This window comes from Quyinboa sediminis, assembly GCF_042219855.1.
In the GTDB taxonomy this organism is placed as follows: domain Bacteria; phylum Bacteroidota; class Bacteroidia; order Bacteroidales; family UBA5342; genus JBHJHP01.
In genome coordinates this window covers 50,282-68,291 of record NZ_JBHJHP010000005.1, presented here as the reverse complement: position 1 = coordinate 68,291, position 18,010 = coordinate 50,282, and the positions used below count along the sequence as shown (strand labels likewise).

General features: G+C 41.4%; 22 protein-coding genes. 17 read left to right on the top strand and 5 right to left on the bottom strand.

Annotated elements, in window-relative coordinates; all coding sequences use genetic code 11:
• The first annotated feature begins 90 nt into the window (after positions 1–90).
• The 10 genes from ACE1EF_RS12940 to ACE1EF_RS12895 all read left to right on the top strand — a co-directional run bounded on the left by ACE1EF_RS12940 (position 91) and on the right by ACE1EF_RS12895 (position 8,163).
• Entirely contained in the window at positions 91–483 is a 393-nt protein-coding gene (locus ACE1EF_RS12940) for a hypothetical protein (RefSeq protein WP_375721095.1), read from the top strand.
• 136 nt (positions 484–619) lie between these two features.
• Positions 620–1,318, top strand: a complete 699-nt coding sequence (locus ACE1EF_RS12935; protein WP_375721094.1) for an SDR family NAD(P)-dependent oxidoreductase — start codon at positions 620–622, stop codon at positions 1,316–1,318.
• A 14-nt stretch (positions 1,319–1,332) separates the two neighbouring features.
• The gene (locus tag ACE1EF_RS12930) at positions 1,333–2,976 is read left to right on the top strand and encodes a DUF5060 domain-containing protein (protein WP_375721093.1); all 1,644 of its coding nucleotides are present in this window, start codon (positions 1,333–1,335) and stop codon (positions 2,974–2,976) included.
• A gap of 98 nt (positions 2,977–3,074) precedes the next feature.
• Positions 3,075–3,977: a cation diffusion facilitator family transporter gene (locus ACE1EF_RS12925; RefSeq protein WP_375721092.1), complete on the top strand. Its 903-nt coding sequence runs from the start codon at positions 3,075–3,077 to the stop codon at positions 3,975–3,977.
• 156 nt (positions 3,978–4,133) lie between these two features.
• The gene (locus ACE1EF_RS12920; RefSeq protein WP_375721091.1) at positions 4,134–4,517 is read left to right on the top strand and encodes a hypothetical protein; all 384 of its coding nucleotides are present in this window, start codon (positions 4,134–4,136) and stop codon (positions 4,515–4,517) included.
• 135 nt (positions 4,518–4,652) lie between these two features.
• Positions 4,653–5,138 (top strand): hypothetical protein, encoded by a 486-nt coding sequence (locus ACE1EF_RS12915; protein ID WP_375721090.1) that lies wholly within the window; start codon positions 4,653–4,655, stop codon positions 5,136–5,138.
• A gap of 396 nt (positions 5,139–5,534) precedes the next feature.
• Positions 5,535–6,437: a pentapeptide repeat-containing protein gene (locus tag ACE1EF_RS12910; RefSeq protein WP_375721089.1), complete on the top strand. Its 903-nt coding sequence runs from the start codon at positions 5,535–5,537 to the stop codon at positions 6,435–6,437.
• A 144-nt stretch (positions 6,438–6,581) separates the two neighbouring features.
• Positions 6,582–7,022: an NUDIX domain-containing protein gene (locus ACE1EF_RS12905; protein WP_375721088.1), complete on the top strand. Its 441-nt coding sequence runs from the start codon at positions 6,582–6,584 to the stop codon at positions 7,020–7,022.
• A 177-nt stretch (positions 7,023–7,199) separates the two neighbouring features.
• Positions 7,200–7,571 carry an endonuclease domain-containing protein gene (locus ACE1EF_RS12900; protein WP_375721087.1) on the top strand — a complete coding sequence of 124 codons (372 nt, stop codon included), beginning with the start codon at positions 7,200–7,202 and terminating at the stop codon, positions 7,569–7,571.
• A 220-nt stretch (positions 7,572–7,791) separates the two neighbouring features.
• Positions 7,792–8,163 carry an endonuclease domain-containing protein gene (locus ACE1EF_RS12895; protein ID WP_375721087.1) on the top strand — a complete coding sequence of 124 codons (372 nt, stop codon included), beginning with the start codon at positions 7,792–7,794 and terminating at the stop codon, positions 8,161–8,163.
• 119 nt (positions 8,164–8,282) lie between these two features.
• Here the strand turns inward: ACE1EF_RS12895 and ACE1EF_RS12890 are convergent, their stop codons facing one another.
• From ACE1EF_RS12890 to ACE1EF_RS12875, 4 genes are all read right to left on the bottom strand, one after another.
• Complete coding sequence (locus tag ACE1EF_RS12890) at positions 8,283–8,654, bottom strand: hypothetical protein (protein WP_375721086.1); 372 nt, start codon at positions 8,652–8,654, stop codon at positions 8,283–8,285.
• Between the two features lie 692 nt (positions 8,655–9,346).
• Positions 9,347–9,895 carry a dihydrofolate reductase family protein gene (locus tag ACE1EF_RS12885; protein WP_375721085.1) on the bottom strand — a complete coding sequence of 183 codons (549 nt, stop codon included), beginning with the start codon at positions 9,893–9,895 and terminating at the stop codon, positions 9,347–9,349.
• Between the two features lie 90 nt (positions 9,896–9,985).
• Positions 9,986–10,405: a DoxX family protein gene (locus ACE1EF_RS12880; RefSeq protein WP_375721084.1), complete on the bottom strand. Its 420-nt coding sequence runs from the start codon at positions 10,403–10,405 to the stop codon at positions 9,986–9,988.
• A 496-nt stretch (positions 10,406–10,901) separates the two neighbouring features.
• Positions 10,902–11,168, bottom strand: a complete 267-nt coding sequence (locus tag ACE1EF_RS12875) for a hypothetical protein (protein WP_375721083.1) — start codon at positions 11,166–11,168, stop codon at positions 10,902–10,904.
• A gap of 377 nt (positions 11,169–11,545) precedes the next feature.
• Between ACE1EF_RS12875 and ACE1EF_RS12870 the strand changes: the two genes are divergently transcribed.
• On the top strand, positions 11,546–12,028 hold the full coding sequence (locus ACE1EF_RS12870; RefSeq protein ID WP_375721082.1) for an SMI1/KNR4 family protein: 483 nt from the start codon (positions 11,546–11,548) through the stop codon (positions 12,026–12,028).
• 351 nt (positions 12,029–12,379) lie between these two features.
• Entirely contained in the window at positions 12,380–13,333 is a 954-nt protein-coding gene (locus ACE1EF_RS12865) for a calcium/sodium antiporter (RefSeq protein WP_375721081.1), read from the top strand.
• A 30-nt stretch (positions 13,334–13,363) separates the two neighbouring features.
• Here ACE1EF_RS12865 and ACE1EF_RS12860 read toward each other — a convergent pair whose 3' ends face one another.
• Positions 13,364–15,610 (bottom strand): nitric-oxide reductase large subunit, encoded by a 2,247-nt coding sequence (locus ACE1EF_RS12860; protein ID WP_375721080.1) that lies wholly within the window; start codon positions 15,608–15,610, stop codon positions 13,364–13,366.
• Between the two features lie 111 nt (positions 15,611–15,721).
• Between ACE1EF_RS12860 and ric the strand changes: the two genes are divergently transcribed.
• The 5 genes from ric to ACE1EF_RS12835 all read left to right on the top strand — a co-directional run bounded on the left by ric (position 15,722) and on the right by ACE1EF_RS12835 (position 18,005).
• Entirely contained in the window at positions 15,722–16,444 is a 723-nt protein-coding gene (ric, locus tag ACE1EF_RS12855; RefSeq protein ID WP_375721079.1) for an iron-sulfur cluster repair di-iron protein, read from the top strand.
• Positions 16,445–16,447: 3 nt separating this feature from the next.
• Positions 16,448–16,891 (top strand): RrF2 family transcriptional regulator, encoded by a 444-nt coding sequence (locus ACE1EF_RS12850; protein WP_375721078.1) that lies wholly within the window; start codon positions 16,448–16,450, stop codon positions 16,889–16,891.
• A 1-nt stretch (position 16,892) separates the two neighbouring features.
• The gene (locus tag ACE1EF_RS12845; RefSeq protein WP_375721077.1) at positions 16,893–17,414 is read left to right on the top strand and encodes a hemerythrin domain-containing protein; all 522 of its coding nucleotides are present in this window, start codon (positions 16,893–16,895) and stop codon (positions 17,412–17,414) included.
• Positions 17,415–17,505: 91 nt separating this feature from the next.
• On the top strand, positions 17,506–17,802 hold the full coding sequence (locus ACE1EF_RS12840) for a hypothetical protein (protein WP_375721076.1): 297 nt from the start codon (positions 17,506–17,508) through the stop codon (positions 17,800–17,802).
• A gap of 5 nt (positions 17,803–17,807) precedes the next feature.
• A complete protein-coding gene (locus tag ACE1EF_RS12835; RefSeq protein WP_375721075.1) occupies positions 17,808–18,005 on the top strand; it encodes a ferredoxin in 198 nt (65 codons plus the stop codon).
• Positions 18,006–18,010 lie beyond the last annotated feature (5 nt).

The window sequence follows — 18,010 nt, the reverse complement described above, 5'->3', positions numbered from 1 at the left end:
TTAAATTTGATAACAACAGAATTTAGATTCGAATATCTGTTTTGAATCGCATAAAATTATTACTTTTGGGCCTTTGAATAAGCTCAAATAATGCGCTCTATTATGCAGGAAAATTCAACATATTCAGTTGAATATAATGTGAAGAATAAGATATTTTTCAAACGGTATGCCGGTTCCATTACGCTCGAAGACATATTTGAGTCCTGGCAAAATGCGTTTAAAAAAAATCTTATACCCGAAGATGTTAAAGGTTTTGTTCTGGACTACCGCTTAGCCCATTTGGATTTTCAGCTCAATGAATATCACCAGATACCGGAATTCTACAAGGATAATATAGACTATTTTCTGGGTAGAAAAATTGCTGTTATTACCAGTAATCCCCGCGACCTGGTTTTTCCTACCCTCATCAAAACAATGGATGACGGATATGAATCAAAACCCTTTTCAACTGAAGAAGCGGCAATTCTTTGGATAAACCGCTAATTAATTTCACACCGTATTTCAAGTCAGGCTTCAGGTCAGGTTAGTCAGTTATAAGTATTTTGATTAAATTTAAGCTTCAGCAGACCTTTAGGTTTGTTGAAAATGGTTAGTGCTTATTATTTATTAAAATTAGTTTATGTACGGACAACACGTATTAATTACAGGTGGAAATAAGGGAATAGGACTCGAAACCACACGTATGTTTCTCCATGCCGGATACAGGGTTTCGATAGTCGCAAGAGACTTTTCAGGAGTAAAGGTTCAGGACAATTGTGAACATATCGTGTTTGATTTACGGCAAACCGGTAAGATCAGGACACTCATATCCGGAATGGCCCCGGTTAACATTTTGGTTAACAATGCCGGTATGATGAATACGGTAGGGTATGATACCTATCCCGATAATCTGAAAAACGATCTGTTAAAGGTGAACCTGGAGGCGCCGGTTGAGTTAATGAACTGTGTGGCGGAGGGGATGAAAGTCAATGGTGGAGGACGTATTGTTAATGTAGCTTCCATTGCCGGGCACATTGGTCATCCTGATATATGGTACGGCATTTCCAAAGCCGGCCTTATTAATGCAACAAAAAGTTATGCAAAAGAGCTTGGGAAATATGGCATCCTGATTAATTCCGTCGCACCGGCCATTGTTGAGACAGAGATGAAAAACTGTATTCCTGAAAGCCGTCAGAAGGCATTTCTGGGCAATGTATATTCAGGCCGTTTTGCTCAGCCTGAAGAAGTGGCAAAGGTTATTTTCTGGCTGGGAACCGAAAGTCCGGAATATGTAAACGGCCACTGTATTGACATCAATAACGGGGCCTTTCCCAGGTAAATTCAATAAAATATATGAAACGGATTCTTTCTGCACTCCTGTCAGTTATTTTCACGCTTTCAGTTTTTGCTTCTGAAAAAGTCAGCCAGTACCGTATGTTCGAAACAACGGTAAAAAACAGGACAAAATATGATAATAAGTTCACCGACGTGGAACTCGATGTAGTCTTTACTTCACCTTCCGGAATTAAAACGGCATTTTGGGGATACTATGACGGAGATGGTAAGGGAGACGGAACCTTTCAGAACGGAATGGTCTGGAAGATCCGGTTCATGCCCGGTGAAACAGGTATATGGAACTATGAATACAGCTGGTCCGACAGTACAAAAGGTGGAACGGGGCAGTTTGAATGCATCGCAGATAAGGCCGGGAAGGGCATATTACAGGCGTATAAAGATAATCCCCATTGGTTAGCCTATAACGGAACCGATCCGGTCTGGCTCAAATCGTATTATGAAACCGGCCATGGATCGATAGGGCAGAATTTTGACTGGATCACAGAAAACGTCTATCAACGGCTGAAGGATAACGGATATAATCATGTGCAGGTGAACTGGTTGTTGTCCTTGTGTTGCTTTGGACAGTACTATCACGATGGACCGGAACCGGAGATCCATGATCTGACACTGTACCGCGAAGGTGAACTTTATACCTCAATGAACCTTAAGGTCTGGCACCTGATGGAGCAACATCTGGATTGGTTTAACCGGAACGATATAGGTGTGCATATGTTTCTGGGTGTGGACGGCAGTAAAAATGACGGACCGGCCTGGAAAAACCTTTCACCCGATGAGAAACGGTTTTTAGCTAAATATATGGTGGCGCGTCTGGCTCCGTTTGCCAATATTGCCGGCTGGAACTATGTGTGGGAAGTCCCAGGTGACAGGGAAGGGGAAGAGCTGGGATTTGCACGCCTTATCAGGGAATTTGATGTCTTTCATCATATGATAACATATGAAGATGAGTTTCCGCGTGAGAACCACTACGACCTGCCCGAATATACCTTTGCAGCGGTGGAAAATCATGAGATTGCTGCACCGGAGAAGGATATGGAACGAAATCTGTGGAAGGAACCCTGGACTCACCACATGGCTTGTTTGCTTGGGTATAAGGGAAAGCCGGTCTACATGACAGAAGGGAATGCATTATGGCGACGTTTCTGGCAGGAACGAACCGCTGCCACACAGGATGATTTAAGAAGGTCTGCCTGGGCCTGTGTAACCGCCGGGGCATCCTTCACATGGAACGGACATGCCGGGGAATATGAACTGGTAGCCCATGGGCCCGAAGGCCTGCCATTCAGTGATGATAATTCCTATCACCATTCAGAACAAATGATCTCAATCCTTGCCCGGACCATGTCGGAGGACGTAATATTTTACCGAATGGAGCCCCACGATGAGCTCTTATCACGACATCCTGCCCTAAGGGTTTATGCTTTGGCAGAACCGGGAAATCAATATCTTGTCTTTGATCCGGAAGGCGTAATATTTGCACTTCATCTTGAACCGGGAGTGTATGCAGATAACCTGTGGCTGAATGCAGAAACAGGGGAGAAACTGAACCTCGCAGCTGTTACGGTAAAAGAAAACGAACCGCCAATGGAATTTCTGGCACCAGATCAACGGTCAGACTGGGTTTTAATCCTGAAAAAGTGAGGTTTCCCTTATTTAAAAAGAAATATGAAAACAGTTGATAACCTTAAGTTGTTTATGTTGCAGAAGGTTGGCCGGGCATGACAGATAAGGATAAATTTATGGCACATCAACATACACATTCACATACACAAGCATCAGAAAAGAGTTACGGCAAAGCATTTGCAATTGGTATAGGCCTGAATATTGCCTTTGTGGTACTCGAAGTCATCTATGGTTTAATCGCCAATTCATCGGCACTACTTGCAGATGCGGGGCATAATACCAGCGATGTGCTGAGCCTGATTTTTGCCTGGGCGGCTGCACGTCTGGCAACCATGAAACCCAAGGGAAAATATACCTATGGCTTACGCAAGACAACCATCCTCGTATCCATATTAAATGCACTGTTGTTGTTTGTTGCAGTTGGCCTGATTGCCTGGGATGCCATCCGCAAATTCAGCAATCCGGAACCGGTGGGTGGAACGGAGGTGATGATTGTGGCTGGAGTCGGCGTCGTAATTAACACCATAACAGCTCTGTTGTTTATGAAAGGCCAGAAGGACGATCTGAACATCAAAGGTGCATTTTTGCACATGGCAGCAGATGCCGGTGTGTCGATGGGAGTCGTGATTGCCGGTCTGCTGATTAACCTTACAGGTAAGTTGTGGATTGACCCGGTCACCAGTTGTGTTATTATCGTGGTTATTTTGTGGGGAACATGGAAACTCTTTACAGATTCCATCGATCTGGCACTGGATGCGGTACCCAAACATATTCACCTGGAAAAGGTAAGGGACTTCTTATTGAATAAAGACGGTGTAAGTGACGTACACGATCTGCACATTTGGGCCATGAGCACCACACAAATTGCACTGACAGTTCACCTGATCATGCCTGAAGGATATGAAGATAATTTTATCTCCGAATTACAACACGATCTTTCCCATGAATTTGGAATCGGACATACGACATTTCAGATAGAAAACAGTCGTTTACAAAGTGAATGCAGGAATGATTGCTGATTCTGAAATTACGAAATTGCTTCCACGAATGTGCTGTTTCCTTCTGAAAGATAACGCCATCGTCTGAACTGAATATACGCTTAAAAAGAATTCTATTCTATGGATATAACGAATGGTAATATTTACTAATATTGCACTGTAAATCACTGACAGGGAATGGAGTTTAGACGGGAAAGATTAAGACAGATCAGTGTGGTAATCCTCGCTGTATTTTATTTGTCAGGTTCTGGCCTTTTACCCGGATCCGGAAATCTGTTACCGTTTCAGAGTAGCTCAAACAATCAAAACCACATCCGGTATTGCAGTCTCGTTGCTTCTCCACCTTGTATCGGAGTTACAGAACCTGAAATTTCAGTTTCAGAATCAGCCTGTTGTCAGCTTATCGATTTTAAGCATGCATTTAATTCTCCTGACGGGATAATAAAAGTTAACGGCTTCTTAATTGGAACAACTTATTTTCAATATACAAAGATCGCTGAAAACTTTTTGGTTCTCTTCAGGAAAGCTGATATGTTATTTCCCTTCCAGTATTTCTGGTAACATCCGTATTCATTTTATAAAAGGCTTTCAGCCTTGTGTTTTTACCGGTTGTCTCAAAAGCTATCTGTATAAATTTAAATGCACTTTCAGATCAATCTTTTCGGATGGCCAATACTTAATTTTAGACATATAATTATGAATACAGGCGTAATCATTATAAGTGTAGTACTGGTTGGAATATGGGTTATCCCAGTTGTAATTTTAAACCGAACCAGGCGTAAAAAGGAACATAAAATGTTACAGGCGATGCGGGATTTCGCGAAGGAACAGCATAGCGCAATAACAGATTATGAATTATATGGTGATTTTTCAGTGGGAATCGATATAGCCGGTCATTTCTTTTACTATACAAGTGAATCGAATGGCATCACAGAAGTTAAACATATAAATCTTAAGGAAATAAAGAATTGTAAGGTTGTAACTACGCGAAGGTCAGTAGTGAAAAAGGAAGGAGAGTCCAGTGCTGTCGGCCGTTTGGATTTGCAGCTAATTCCACTTGACAGGAATGAGCCATTTATCACGCTGGAGTTTTACAACTCGGATAAGAACCCACAACTTAATGGTGAAATTCAATCCATCGAGAAGTGGAGCAAGGTAATTAATAAGCAACTGGAACATTAAGGTCCATAATGGTACAGAGGCTGTTTTTCGATTTTGAAGGACAGCCTCTGCTTATGAATATCTACCGGCAATAAACCTGAATTTGACCCCTGTGATTTTATTCGGAACCATTAACGTTCTGTTATGTACCATAAGGAACCTATGTTGCATTAATATGCAATATGCAGGTTAAAAACGGATCCGCTTAAAACCATTTTTACATTGATACCAACCTTGCTTTTCCGGATATTGAAAAGTGTTTTGATTTAATGCATATTTTTGTGATAGGGTGAATGCAACGTGATGTTGCCTGAAAACAACTGAAAGTAGCAGAAATACAACTAATGGTAACGGATTTTATTTGATTCCGAAAACCCCGCATCATAACTTTGCTGTGTCGAATAATTAAATACAACCATGATGTTAAATGCAAAACACATAGGCAACAAAATTGCCAAAGCACGTAAGAAGAAGAATATGTCACAGGCTCAGCTGGCACAGCAGCTGTTCATCAGTTCACAGGCGGTGGGAAAATGGGAGCGGGGAGAGTCCATGCCGGATATTATAACCATAAATCGTTTGGCTGAGATCCTGAATCTGGAGCTCAATTATTTTTCGGAAAATGACAGATCCGAAAGCCTTGAGGCTGCGACGGAAATACCTGCCGGTACACTGTCAGGAGATAAAGTGTTTAGGGATCAGACAGATAAAATCAGTTGGGATATGTCACGGGGCAACTGGGTGGATGCAGACTTTTCCGGTCTAAAGAACCTGCACGATAAGTTCAGCTCTTCCAACATGAAGAACTGTTTATTTGTGGGATCTGATTTGTCAGGTATTTTACTTAAGGGAAATCACGTGGTACTCTGCGACTTCTCCGGTTCCGAAATACACGGTAGCCGGATAAAGGGATCTCACATGGTGGATAATAAATTCGTAAACAGCTCCCTGAAACAAACAGAGTTCTCTGGTGATCATATTGGCCGTTGCGACTTCTCCGGAGCTGATTTTACAGGCGCAACACTAAGTGGATGTGATTTCGCAAAGAACACATTAATCAGTACGGTGTTGAAGCGTACATCGTTTATTGCAAGCCAACTGGCTGATATTACCTTTGAAGGGACGCTGGAAGACTGTGTTTTTGATAACTGCTCTTTTAAGAAGGTGAGTTTTCAGAATGCCGTACTTATTAATAGCTTTTTTAAAGGCAGAAAGTTAAAGGGAATTCAGTTTAAAGATTGCCGGGCAGACCGCATGACCTTTGAATTTCTTAAAAGCGGGAAAGCTGACTTATCGGGCATAACCCTGATAAACGAATAAAGGCGTGGTTGTTATGTCTGTCTGCTCTGGCTTTTCGGAAAAATGAGCCGGGTAGTCTGAACCTCCGGATTATATCCATTCATCTGTAAATCTCAGGAAATTTGTTTATTTGCAGTATTAAGATGTCGAATAAAAAACCGAATAATGGAATATCCGGAACCGACTGTAGGTGCAGTCATATTTAATCCCGATGGTAAAGTACTGCTGTGTAAATCACACAAGTGGAATGATCAGTATATCATTCCCGGCGGACATATTGAGCTGGGAGAGACCATGGAAGAAGCCCTGAAGCGCGAAGTGCTGGAGGAGACCGGACTTGAAATATATGATATTGAGTTGGTAAGCCTTACCGAAACGGTATATGACCGGTCGTTTCATGAACGAAAGCACTTTATTTTTATTGACTACACCTGCAGGACAGATTCTACGCATGTTGTGCTGAATGATGAAGCAGAAGAGTACGAATGGGTGGATCTGAAAGATATTGATCAATACGATTTGGGCGGTTTTGTAAAGAAGCTCCTGAAAGAAATAAGACATAAACCATCAGCCTATGCAAAAGAAGTTTTGTATGGTTACCTGTAACAGGATACCTGGTAAAAGGTTAAACGAACCTGATCCTCCCAACGTCCTCCTTTTTCCAAAGAAACACAGATCGCATGGCATCTGCCGGTCACGACGTCCCCCTTTTTCAAAAGGGGGTACCAATTGGCTTGACAATTGGTGGGGGATTTATACCTTTGAATAAATCCTATTAAGCATATGAAACTAAATTACAATCAGTACAATAAAAATTATGCCCGTGAAAACCGAAAACATGGTACCATGGGTGAAGCTATTCTATGGCGGGATGTATTAAAAGCAAAACAATTAAACGGTTATCAGTTTAACCGTCAGTACAGAGTTGGCAACTATGTTGTTGATTTTATTTGCCGGAAGTTAAATCTGATAATTGAGTTGGATGGCAGTTCACATAAAACAAATGGCCCGGAAGATTATAAGCGAGAGAAGTGGTTGACTGATTCAGGTTATACTGTTTTAAGATTTTCAGAAAATGAAGTAATCTACAATCTTAATTATGTGGCTTTGGATATACAGAATATGGTTGAAAAACTGGAAGGAGAAACAGCCTGACCATAAAATCCTCCGGCTTCGTCGTTGACAAACCCACCTCCTTTGGCCAAAGGAGGACGGCCCACAGCGAACCTGAATGTCCCAACGTCCTCCTTTTTCCAAAGAAACACAGATCGCATGGCATTTGCCGGTCACGACGTCCCCCTTTTTCAAAAGGGGGTACCAATTGGCTTGACAATTGGTGGGGGATTTATACCTTTGAATAAATCCTATTAAGCATATGAAACTAAATTACAATCAGTACAATAAAAATTATGCCCGTGAAAACCGAAAACATGGTACCATGGGTGAAGCTATTCTATGGCGGGATGTATTAAAAGCAAAACAATTAAACGGTTATCAGTTTAACCGTCAGTACAGAGTTGGCAACTATGTTGTTGATTTTATTTGCCGGAAGTTAAATCTGATAATTGAGTTGGATGGCAGTTCACATAAAACAAATGGCCCGGAAGATTATAAGCGAGAGAAGTGGTTGACTGATTCAGGTTATACTGTTTTAAGATTTTCAGAAAATGAAGTAATCTACAATCTTAATTATGTGGCTTTGGATATACAGAATATGGTTGAAAAACTGGAAGGAGAAACAGCCTGACCATAAAATCCTCCGGCTTCGTCTTCGACAAAGCCACCTCCTTTGTCAGCAAAGGAGGACGACTCACAGCAAACCTGAAAGTTCCGGCGATTCTTATCAAAGCACCACATTAAGGCCTGTTATACATCCATCCAGTAGAGTGCTGCTTCCTGGGTCGAAAATGTTTTGGTATTGTATTTATTGGCAAATTCAAGGAGGGTGGAAAATACTACATCGTGTGGATCATTGGCTATGATGGCCACTTTTTTGTTTCTTAATTTAGAAACATGCATGCGGTAAATCAGGACCAGTTTTTCGAAATGTTTCAGAGAGAAATCAAAATGACCGGATTCACAGTCAATAATAAAGCCTTTAAAATTATCAGGTATGTCCAGTGATTCAAGGGCATTCTGCCAGGTATCAAGTATTCGGTTTAAATCAACTTTCCCAACAATTTTATTGATGAATACCTTAGCCTGCTGATCGTAAATCAGCGATATATTTTGGTTCATACCCGGTGGAATTAAGCGTTAATTAGTTCACTTCTTGTAAAAATAGTATGAAAATGTATTTTGTGCAAACATTGCGCTATAGAATTAAACAAATAATTGCGCAGGGTTTTAACATAAATAAACATTGTTTAGACATGTATTAACAGTTAAGATGCTTGTTTAGAAAGGAATGGCTTGACAAATATTATTTATCTTCCTAATTTTAGGCGGATTTTATTTGAACATTAAAGTCAGTTATACCCCGTTTACCCGCAGATTTAGATCTCAGTCAGTTTCTTTTCATATTGTTTAATAAAACAACCCATTAGTGTCCTATTAAAATTTTCATTTTGTTTTGTAACAAACATGATATTAGTTAATTATGGTAATTATAAAAGTAAACGGACTTGATTTGAAATTTGGAAATACTTTGCATAAATTCCATATTTATATTTTGTATTGTTCTGAATATCAATGCAAATCACAGTTACCATTTACAACAACCTATTTTCACTGTTGTCCGGTTAAAAGACTACATAAAGGGTTGAAACCCTTTTCCACGCAGTCTTCAGTAACCCGGCATTACCGCCTGTCGCCTTAGCGGTGACACAATGCCGGGGTTACTTTTCATTTTTTGTAACGTTTTACGTTATCTGGTTTATGCATGTCTGTTTGGTCTTGAAGTGGTCATTGCAGGCACTTCCATGTTCCTATTATTGTTTTGGCTCATAGTAAAGCGCTACGGCACCACCTTTAAATGTTTTGGTTTTCACCAGTTTTAAAATTTTCCTGTCCTGTATATTCTCAAATAACGGCAAACCTTTTCCTTCAACAACAGGATGAATGCAAAGTTGGTATTCATCAATCAGGTTAAATTTCAATAGTTGTATAATTAAACTGCGACTGCCAATTAAAATATTTTTTCCTGATTGTTGCCTGAGTTCTGAAACCGTTTCTTTTAAACCAGGATTTGCTATGGTTGCACTTTCCCAGTCTGTATTTTTAAGCGTATGGGAGAAAACAATTTTTTGAATTTTGTTAATAGCCCTGGCAAATTCGTTCATCGATTCATCTTCTGAAGGATTTTCTAAAAACGTTCGCCAGAATTCCATAAGCTGATATGTTGTTCTGCCGTAAAGTATGACGTCTCCCTGATCCAATAATTCTGTATAATGTTGATGAATCTCTTCATCCGGCAGTCCGGCCGTATGGTCGCAAAATCCGTCAATCGTCATATTAATTGCCGCAATTACCTTTCTCATATTGTATGATCATTTATTCTTTGATTATCAGTAATAAGTCATACGATGACCTCTGGTCCCTGACTACATCAACAATATTGAAGTTGTAGATTATGTGTTCCTTGTTTTCTTTCTCAATGCATCAATGCTAAAAGAACCAGCTCCGGCGGCAGAAATATACAGCCAGATAAAACAGTACAAAATGGCCGTCTGTCCATTGTTCATAACCGGCCAGAAGCCCTGAGGTGCATGAAACTGGAAATAGGCCACAGCCATTTCCCCAGCAAGAATAAAGGCGACAGGTCTTGTATACAGCCCCAGCAGCAAAAGTAAACCACCAAAGAATTCAAGAATTCCACCTATTCCCATTTGCGATAATAATTCTACAGTTTCTCCATTTGGAGGCATACCCGCCGGAAAAGCAAAAAGTTTCATCGCTCCTGCCATCATAAACATAATCGCAGCAATAATGCGTAATAATCCCAGTATAAAAGGTGACCAGGATGTCCATTTGTCCGTTAAAGTATTCATGGTGTTATGTTTTTAATCTTAATCTATTGAGAATTTGTACATCGTCATGCTAAACATTTACCTGATAGCACTGTATGAATTCTCAAATGGCATGAGGGCTGAACTGAGGGCTGTAACTTGTGGGATAAAATAAGTAAGAGTGGAATAGGATTGTAAATTTATGGTTTTATCCAACAAGTGGCAACCATAAATTAGCTTTTAAAATGAATTTTCAATGATACAAAAACAACCTGTCAGAAAAACATACCTTTCTTTAAGAAAAAATAAAGGTATATTTTGACTAAAATAAAGGTACATTTTGATCAAAATAAAGGTACATTTTTTGGGAAACAAACCTTTATTCTGGTAGAGACGCAATTAATCGTGTTTCGGTAACTTGTGTTTAGAATCATCCGTCCCATCGTCCTCCTTTTGGTTACTGAGTAGCGCAGCTTATCGAAGTCAAAATGAGGTGGTCCTCCCGATGTACATCGGGATCGGGATCGGAGGATTTCTCTTACAGTCCACCACTAAACCACTGACAAAATAAAAACACTGAAGGCCAGAAATAAATGGAATAATACGAAAGATTAATGACAGGTATTATCAGCAAAAGTTTGAGATTCTGTTGTGCAAAATCCTCCGGCTTCGTCTTCGACAAAGCCACCTCCTTTGTTAGCAAAGGAGGACGGCCCACAGCGAACCCGAATGTCCCAACGTCCTCCTTATCCAAAGAAACACAGATCGCATGGCATTTGCCGGTCACGACGTCCCCCTTTTTCAAAAGGGGGTGTCCTGACGGTATCGTCAGGACGGGGGATTTATTTTTTTTACCATACCCTCATCACCGACCGTAAGATAGGAATCAAAGGATTTTCACTATTAATCCTCACTTTTCAAAAATAAAAACAAGTCTTGATACCAGTGTCTTGATACCTGTCTCTAAACCCTTGCTTTATTCCCCTCAATTCCATATCTTTAATCCACCAAAATTGATCTGTGCCTGTTCCTGGTTTGGAATAATTCTGAAAATATCATGATTTACATAGCAATCACTAAAAATAAAGCTGAAACCAATACCGCAAAATCAACCCTATTGGATGGAAATGCTGAATAAATATCAGTATATATGCTAGTTATGCAACAATTTGAAAAGAAAAAATGACTGTCGATAAAAGCAACTTTTGGGCTGAAAACTTTTATAAACATCCACCGTTGACTGATAAAACGATAATGAGTGCAGAATTTGCATTGAAAGTTCAGCTACCAAAACTATTGATAGAACTTTTAAAAATTCAAAATGGAGGATATACGAAAGGTTTTAGATTTCCAATGAAACAAAAAACTTCTTGGGCTGAAGATCATGTACCATTTAATGAAATGTTTGGCATAGTGACTGACAAATCTATCGACACAGCTCAAAACATCCTTGACTCCGATTACATGACAAAGGAATGGGGATTACCTGAAAAGCAAGTCCTTTTATCAGGGGACGGACATTATTGGATTTCACTTGATTTTAGAAATAATTCAATCCCTTCTGTGAGATGGCTTGACATGGAAAATAATGAAGATATTCACATTGCAAATTGTTTCGACGATTTCATCAATGGACTGGTAAAAGAAGACAAACATACTGAGTGATAAAAAACGTTGCACAACACGCGGTCATAGTGCATGGCAGTACTTTTAAACCAAAATTATCAACGTTCGCGCAAAGTACTTTTCGTCCTGACAGTTCCTATCCTATCGGACAGAAACTGCCACGACACCTTACCGCGGGAACGTTATAAGTCAAAACATTGGATACTTTTTTTAATAAATCCTCCGGCTTCGTCTTCGGCAAAGCCACCTCCTTTGTCAGCAAAGGAGGACGACTCACAGCAACATGGAAGGTTCTGACTTCCTCTTTTCGGTTTTACTGGTTCATAACTCCAATAATAAGATGATAAAATTGCAGTATGCATTAATTTCTGTCATACATTTGGTGCTGATATGATCTGGAATATTCTATATATGCTTTTAGGGCTTGGACTGCTGGTAAAAGGTGCGGACTGGCTGGTTGACGGAGCATCTTCACTGGCACGGAAATACAGAATTTCTGAACTGGCCATTGGGTTAACGATTGTGGCATTTGGGACGTCGGCGCCTGAACTGGTGGTGAACATTATCAGTTCCTCACAGCAACATTATGATATTGTGCTTGGGAATATCATTGGCAGCAATAATTTTAACCTGTTTATGATCCTTGGAGTAGCTGGTCTGATATCACCGCTGGTGGTGAAATCAGGGACGGTATGGAAGGAGATTCCTCTGTCGTTGATGGCCGCACTGTTGTTGCTGTTTATGGCCAATGATACCTTGCACAGACAACTTCCGGTCATCTCAAGACTGGATGGTATGATTTTTCTGATGCTCTTTGCACTGTTTCTTTGGTATGTGTACCGACAGATGAAAACTGACTTACCGGATCACGCAACGGTAGAAAAGCAGCGCCCCGTTTGGCTGATTGCGATCTTTATTGCTTCAGGTTTAGCCGGTCTGGTTATTGGTGGAAAGCTGGTGGTGGATAATGCCGTGAAGTTTGCAACAGAACTTGGGGTAAGTGAGAAGGTTATCGGTCTGACCATAATCGCTGCCGGAACATCGCTGCCGGAACTGTTCACCTCTGTAGTGGCCGTGATGAAAAAGAATAACGATATCGCCATCGGGAATGTCATCGGATCCAATATCTTTAATATTTTTCTGATTCTCGGGATCAGTTCACTTGTGAAGCCTATTCCTTATAATACCCATTTCAATACCGATCTCTGGATATTAACCGGTGGAACCATTTTCCTGTTTATAGCTATGTTTACGGGACAGAGAAAGAAACTCGACCGTTGGGAAGCCGCTGTTCTGCTGGTAACCTTTATAGCCTATACTACCTTTCTGGTCATGCAGGAATAAAAAAGAGCCGCTCTGCAGCGGCTCTTTGAATTATTGCTGTTTCTTCAGCGACCAGCCAAATTTCAATCCAAAGACAAACCAGGCCAGGATCAGTGCCCCAAAGGCAAAGATGGTATCACCAATCACCCGCAGCCAGCGGATGGTTTGCAACGGTGGTGTATTCAGGAACTCTGCAGAACGGGCATACCACAGTCCGTGTTTTACGCTGGCAACGGTCTGTGCAAGTCCTACCGGCAGTACGCTGATCACAACCATCAGCAGCAATCCGATATTGAGCAGCCAGAAGGCATTTTTGATCGGTTTCTGTTTCCAGTTGGCGCTCAGATCCATATCGCGAAGCACAAAAAGCATCAGGCCGATACCCAGCATGCCGTATACACCAAACAGGGCGGTGTGGCCATGAACCGGTGTGGTGTTAAGTCCCTGCATATAATAAAGAGCAATGGGCGGGTTAATCAGGAAACCAAAGATTCCGGCACCAAGAAAATTCCAGAATGCAACAGCCACAAAAAAGTAGATAGGCCATTTATAGGCCGACACCCAGTCGCTGGCTCTGCTGAGCCTGATATTGTGATAGGCTTCAAAACCCATCAAAACCAGCGGAACAACTTCCAATGCACTGAAGGAGGCACCGAGAGCCAGTACCGCAGTTGGCGTACCGGTAAAATAAAGGTGGTGGAACGTACCGATTATGCCGCCTGACAGGAAGATAATGGTAGAGAAAAGCACACTTGAAGTGGCTATTTTCGATCCTATCAGTTGCATCCTTACAAACAGGAAGGCGATCGCTACGGTTGCAAACACTTCGAAGAAACCTTCCACCCAGAGGTGAACCACCCACCAGCGCCAGTATTCTGCCATGGCAAGATGGGTTTGTCTTCCCCACATCAGTCCTGCTGAATAGAAAGCGGCAATAGCGATGGAGGCAATCAGGAACATGGTCAAAAGATGTCTGTGTTCATTTTTCTGTTTCAGGGCCGGCAGAATGGCACGTCCCATTAAAAACAGCCACAGGACAAGGCCAATGAGTAGAAAGATCTGCCAGAAACGGCCGAGATCAACGTATTCGTACCCCTGATGTCCAAACCAGAAGTTTTCGATCAGACCCAGTTTTTGCATCACACCCATCCACTGACCTGCAAGTGATCCGACAACAATGATCAGAAGTGCGATAAACAAAAAATTCACGCCAAAGCGCTGGTATTTTGGTTCTCTCCCTGAAATAGCCGGTGCAATAAATAAACCGGTTGCCAGCCATGAAGTGGCAATCCAGAAAATGGCCAGCTGAATATGCCACGTTCGTGAAATAGAGTAGGGCAGCATTTTATCCAGTGGCAGGCCATAAAAACCGGAACCCTCCACACCGTAATGCGCTGTAATTACTCCCATTAAGATTTGTACCAGGATTAATGCGGTAACAACCCAGAAATACTTGAGAGTAGCTTTCATGGATGGTGTCAGTTTTGTACCGGACAAAGGATTGACTTTTGGTACTGTACTGTGGTCATCCTCGCCGCGATTGGATGCATAATACCATGCCAGCAGGCCTATTCCGAATAATAGAATAATAACACTGAAGCCGGTCCAGAGCAGGAGCGATCCGGGCGGCGTGTTACCCACCAGTTTTTCAGCAGGCCAGTTATTGGTATATGTGATCTCTTTACCCGGTCGTTCTGTAACCGTAGCCCAGCTGGCCCAAAAGAAAAAGGCATTCATCATGGCCATTCTCTCCGGATCTTTGATGGCATTTTCGGGTATACTGTAGGCTTCCCTGAGTTCAGCCAGTCCGGGATCGTCCATAAATAAACCTTTGTAATGTTTACTTACGGCTTCATAGGCCTGGTAGCGTACAGGTGAGATGGTCAGGGTTTTGGTCTGTGGATCATAATTGTTTTTGCGTAACTGGTTTTGCAGTCGTTTTTGTAGCATGGCCTGCTTCTCATCACCCAGTTGATCATAAGGAACTGAAAATTCATTTTGCGACCATACATTCAAAATATATACAGCTTCCCGGTGCAGCCAGTCTGCTGTCCAGTCAGGTGCTTTATAGGCGCCATGACCCCAAACTGTTCCCAGTTCCTGTCCTCCTGTAGACTGCCATACATTCTGGCCGTCCTTTATATCTTTTGACGACATGACCTGTGTGCCGTCCGTTAATACTACCTTGTCGGGGATAGGGGGTGCATCCCTGTAAATTTCGTGTCCGAACCAACCAAGGATACCGAACGAAATCACCATGACCAGAATAAAACCGGTCCAGAGTTTTTTTGTGCTCATAGAAGAATTGTTTAATAGTTAGTTGAACAAATATATGATAAAAATATAAAAGGACCTGTATATCCTTTTATAAATTAATTATATCTTTGTCACAAAATAAATGTAAAAGATATGGAGATAAGTGGAAGTACAAGAGTTGGGGATATCGTGAAGCAGAACTTTAAAACTGCTAAGCTTTTCGAAAGCAACAGCATAGACTTTTGCTGTGGTGGAGGCATAAGTATTGATGAGGCCTGCAAGAAATCAAATATTGATGCCGGGCAATTAATGGAGGATCTAAATGATTTGCTGCAGCAGAGAGATGCCGATTCAGCCTATATTAATGGTCTTGCCCCCGGTGAGTTATGCGATTATATCGAAAAAAGACATCACAGTTATGTGAATGATACCATTCCTTTCTTACAGCAAAAACTGCAGAAACTGTGTGATGTACATGGAGCGCATCATCCTGAGTTATTCACAGTGAAGGAACTGTTTGACGGGGCTGCAGGTAATTTATCTGCACATATGAAGAAAGAAGAGCTGATTCTTTTTCCGTTGATTCGACGTATGGCGGATTCAGAGATCAACCTTTCGGAACAGAAGTACCAGGAAGCTGTCAGTACGATAGAAACGATGTTTGAGGAACATCAGACGGAGGGAGACCGTTTTGAGCACATGTCAGAAATCACATCCGGATATACATGTCCTCCTGACGGATGTAATACTTACAGGGTTACCTATCAGACCCTGAAAGAGTTTGAAGATGATTTGCATCGTCATATTCACCTTGAAAACAACATATTGTTCAGGAAAGCATTAAATTTAGCCCGTGAAATATCGGTTAAATCATAAGTAATGCTATCAAAAAGTACAGAGTATGCCATCAGGGCACTGGTTTTTATACAGTTGAGAAACTGGGAAAAGCAAAGGCCCGGTGTTTTGGAGATTGCACAGGAAATTGAGGCGCCTGCTGCATATACAGCAAAAATTCTGCAGACCCTTACTAAGCACCGCTTGCTGGATTCAATGAAAGGCCGTGGTGGCGGATTTCATTTCAGCGAAACACAAACAGCATTACGATTGTTTGATGTGATTCATGTGATGGAGGGGGATGCCTGGTTTTACAAATGCGGATTTGGTTTAAAGCAATGCAATAACGATAATCCGTGTCCGCTGCATGAAAAATACAAGGCGATAAGGGATGGATTCTATGCAATTGTTACCACAGAAACCATTCAGTCGCTTTCGGAGAAAATTAAAAATGGAACGGCTGTTTTAAACCGACTGGAATTATATTAAAATGCAAAACGTAACCGATATTTTATCAGATGAACACCGCAATATAATGGGTGTAATTGAGCTCATATTAAATGAATGTGAGGAGATTGAAAAAGGAAAAGCAATTGATGCTGCTTTTTTTGAACAGGCAATAGATTTTATAAAAAACTATGCTGATAAGTTTCACCATGCCAAAGAAGAAGATATTCTGTTCATAGCCATGCTTGAGAATGAAGATTGCATGCACTGTAATCCTGTTCCGGTAATGTTACACGAACATGAGGAAGGAAGAGATTTTGTGCGTGGTATGGAAGATGGTCTGTCAGGATCGGATAAGGAAAAGGTCATCGAAAATGCCCGTGGCTATTCTTTTCTTTTGATGGATCATATTTACAAAGAAGATCATATATTGTATCCCATGGCAGAACAGGCTATTCCTGAAGAAGAGAAGGAAAAGATCCTGCTTCAGTATGACGCTGTTTTGAAGGAGCATAATACCGGTGGTAGGATCAGTAGTTATTTAAACCTGTTGGCCAGGGCATGATCTGCTTCTGAATCTCCGGTGTAAAAGGGAGTCAAATGGACCTATACGCAATTTATTCCTGCAAAAACATAAATTTAAAACGTGTTTTACTATGGATAAATATGATGCTTATATGCCCGTTGATCCGGACTTTTTTGATGTGCTGGAGGAACTGAGGGGGCAGCAGGTAAGAATTTTCTGGTTTAATCGCCACAACGAACTGGCAGAAACAAAGGGGATTTGCCGTGGAGTATTAAAGGCAGATCAGGGGGAGTTTGTATACACAGGAGTCGACCTACTCGTTAGGCTGGATCATATAATTACTGTTAATGGTAGGCCGGGGCCTGCATTTGATAAGTATGACGCCTATGCCAATGCATGTTTGTCCTGCATGGGCGGTTATGAGTAATACATATGGGAATACAGGAAGTGTGGAAGGATGAAAGCGAAAGGGCCTGTATTGCCTGTGGTATCTGTGAAGCTTATGCACCGGCAGTATTCAGGGTTATTGATAGGATGATCGTTTTGCCGGGAGTGGATTATTCCCTGTATGAACATAACATCATGCAGGCATCAGAAAATTGTCCTACCCGGATTATTAGGATCTCGTAAAAAAA